Origin of the sequence: Pseudooctadecabacter sp. (assembly GCF_020627745.1) — a bacterium.
Lineage (GTDB): Bacteria > Pseudomonadota > Alphaproteobacteria > Rhodobacterales > Rhodobacteraceae > Octadecabacter.
The window spans coordinates 1-2856 of the sequence record NZ_JAHDGE010000073.1 but is presented as its reverse complement, the minus strand read 5'-3'; the positions used below and the strand labels follow the sequence as shown (position 1 = coordinate 2856).

The 2856-nt window shown below is 63.0% G+C and carries 2 protein-coding genes; both read left to right on the top strand.

Annotated features, from left to right (window positions below):
• Nucleotides 1-215 precede the first annotated feature (215 nt).
• Nucleotides 216-1151, top strand: coding sequence for a LysR family transcriptional regulator (locus QZ653_RS14910; protein WP_296421305.1), 936 nt, complete (start codon nt 216-218; stop codon nt 1149-1151).
• Nucleotides 1152-1241: 90 nt separating this feature from the next.
• On the top strand, nt 1242-2825 hold the full coding sequence (gene murJ / locus QZ653_RS14905) for a murein biosynthesis integral membrane protein MurJ (RefSeq protein WP_296421303.1): 1584 nt from the start codon (nt 1242-1244) through the stop codon (nt 2823-2825).
• Nucleotides 2826-2856: the final 31 nt, after the last annotated feature.

Here is a 2856-nt window from a genome sequence, read left to right as displayed (position 1 = left end):
GCGTCGCTTGCCACACCTTGGGCGGTCCCGCAGGCCGTCAGGGTTGCAAGGGCCAGGGCAATGAACGTCGTTTTGATCATGGTCTTTTTCATCGTAAAGTCTCCGTCTCTATCCGACCCACCGTGGGCCGATGACAGAGATTTAGGCGACCGCCTGACATAAGTGAAATTCAAAATAATTGTGTTTCACATGATTTTTGCTTAGGTATCGACGCCATGGACATCGCCTTGCTGAAAACCTTCCTCGAAGTGGCCGCAACCGGATCCTTCGCAAATGCCGCCGACCGGCTGTTCGTGACGCAATCTGCCGTATCGCTGCGGGTTCAACGGTTGGAGGACAGCCTTGGCAAGCCGCTTTTCACACGGTCGCGCGCGGGGGCGGAACTTACACCCGCAGGGCGCGAATTTGAGCGCTACGCCCTGTCGATCCTGCGCGTCTGGGAGGAGGCCCGCCAACAGGTCGCCATCCCCGAGGGCTTCACCCGCTCGCTCACCATCGGCGCGCAATATTCCCTTTGGCCGCGCCTTGGGTTTCGCTGGATCGACAGGTTGCAAGCCGCGATGCCCGATCTGAACATCCGCGCCGAACTGGGGATGCCCGACCGCCTGACACGGTTCTTGATCGAAGGCGTGATGCAGGTGGGGCTGCTCTATATGCCGCAACTGCGCCCCGGTCTTGAGGCGCGCAAGTTTCTGGAAGAAGAACTCGTCCTCGTGTCCTCCGTCCCCGGCGTGACCATGGACACGTTGGGCGACAATTACGTTTTCGTCGATTGGGGGCCGGAGTTTGTCACGGCCCACGCCCGCGCCCTGCCCCATCTGACCAATCCCGGCCTCAGCTTTTCGTTGGGGGCCATGGTGGCCGATTACGTCATCAACCGGCAGGCGGCGGCCTATTTGCCCGCGCGTTACGTCAAACGGTACATCGACGCAGGGCGGATGCATCTGGTCCCCGACGCGCCGCCCTTCCCCTACCCCGTCTGGGTCGTCTGGCGCGAGGATCTCGACCCGGACCTGCGCCAGCGGGCCGAGGCGGAGCTGACCGCCGCCGCCCATCTGGCCGATCAAGACGGAGAGGCGGTAATGGATCAACTGCTGGACATCACCAAGGGCGACCATCTGGACACCTTGGGCGATGCGCGGCTGGACTAGGGGCCTGCACGCCCCCTGCGCAACTTCGCAATGGTTTTTCACACCGTTGCAGCCTAGACAGGCATCAACGCAGCAGATCAGGCCCCGCCCATGAAACCCATCCGATTGATGACCGGCTTTCTGACCGTCGGGGTCTGGACGTTGCTCAGCCGTGTGTTCGGCTTTGCGCGCGACATCATGATCGCGGGCTATCTGGGCACGGGGCCTGCGGCGCAGGCCTTTTTGATTGCCTTTTCGCTGCCCAATATGTTCCGCCGGTTCTTTGCCGAAGGCGCGTTCAACATGGCCTTCGTGCCGATGTTTTCCAAAAAGCTGGAGGGCGACGAGGACGCACAGACCTTCGCCCAAGACGCCTTCATGTTCATGGCTGTGGTCCTCTCCGTCTTTTCGGTGATCGCGGTGCTGGCCATGCCGTGGCTGGTGACGGCCATGGCGTCGGGGTTTCGCGGCGATGAACGGTTCGATCTGGCGGTGGGCTACGGGCGGATCGCCTTTCCCTATATCCTGTTCATTTCGCTGGCGGCGTTGTTGTCTGGCGTTCTGAATGCGGCGGGGCGGTTTGTGGCGGCGGCGGCGGCACCTGTGTTGCTCAACGTGATCTTCGTCATCGTGATGCTGATCGCTGCGCGGTATCAGCCCGACTATACCACCGGCGGCCTGCCCACCCCGCGCGACTGGCACATCGGCTGGGCGCTGGCCTTGGCCGTGCCCGTGGGCGGGATCGCGCAACTGGCGCTGGTCTGGTGGGCTGCGCGGCGGGCAGGCTTTGCCATGACGCTGCGCTGGCCGCGCTGGACGCCGGATTTGAAAAAGCTGTTCATCATCGCAGGCCCTGCTGCATTGGCGGGCGGTGTCGTGCAGGTGAACCTTCTGGTCGGCCGACAGGTCGCCAGCTATTTCGACGGAGCGGTGGCGTGGTTGTCCTATGCGGACCGTCTCTATCAACTGCCTTTGGGCGTGGTGGGCATCGCCATCGGTGTCGTGCTGTTGCCCGATCTGTCGCGCAAACTGCGCAGCGGGGATGAGGCGGGCGGACGCCACGCCTTCAACCGCGCGTGTGAATTGTCACTGGCGCTGACGATCCCCGCCGCCATCGCCCTGATCGTGATCCCCCTGCCGCTGGTCAGCGTGCTGTTCGAACGCGGATCGTTCAACAGCGACGACACAGCCGCCACCGCGCTGGCGGTGACGGTTTACGGTTTGGGCCTTCCGGCCTTTGTGCTGCAAAAGGCGTTGCAGCCGCTGTATTTCGCCCGCGAGGACACGCGTCGGCCCTTTATCTATGCGGTCGTGGCCATGGTGGTGAATGCCGTCGTGGCTTTGGGGCTGTCGATTTATATCGGCTACATCGCGGCGGCCCTGGCCACGACGATCGCCGGATGGGTCATGGTCTGGCAGCTGTGGCGCGGCAGCCGGTCCATGGGTGAGGCCGCGACGTTTGATGCGCGGTTCAAATACCGGTTCTGGCGGATTGTCTTTGCGTCTGTGTTGATGGGCGGGCTGTTGATGCTGGCGGTGTTGCTGGTGGGGCCGGGCCTTGGCATGGCCGGAGTGCGCTACGGCGCGCTGGCCTTTGTCGTGACCGTGGGCATCGTCGGGTATTTCGGATTGGGCCAACTGCTGGGCGCGTTCCGTCTGGCGGAATTCAAGGCCGCGATGAAGCGCAGCAGCTAAAATTCCGCGAATTTTAGCGCCTCCGGCGGAG

Excerpts from the sequence above, each read along its gene's own strand:
- QZ653_RS14910 (WP_296421305.1), top strand. The coding sequence starts at position 216 with ATGGACATCGCCTTGCTGAAAACCTTCCTCGAAGTGGCCGCAACCGGA.
- murJ (WP_296421303.1), top strand. The coding sequence starts at position 1,242 with ATGAAACCCATCCGATTGATGACCGGCTTTCTGACCGTCGGGGTCTGG.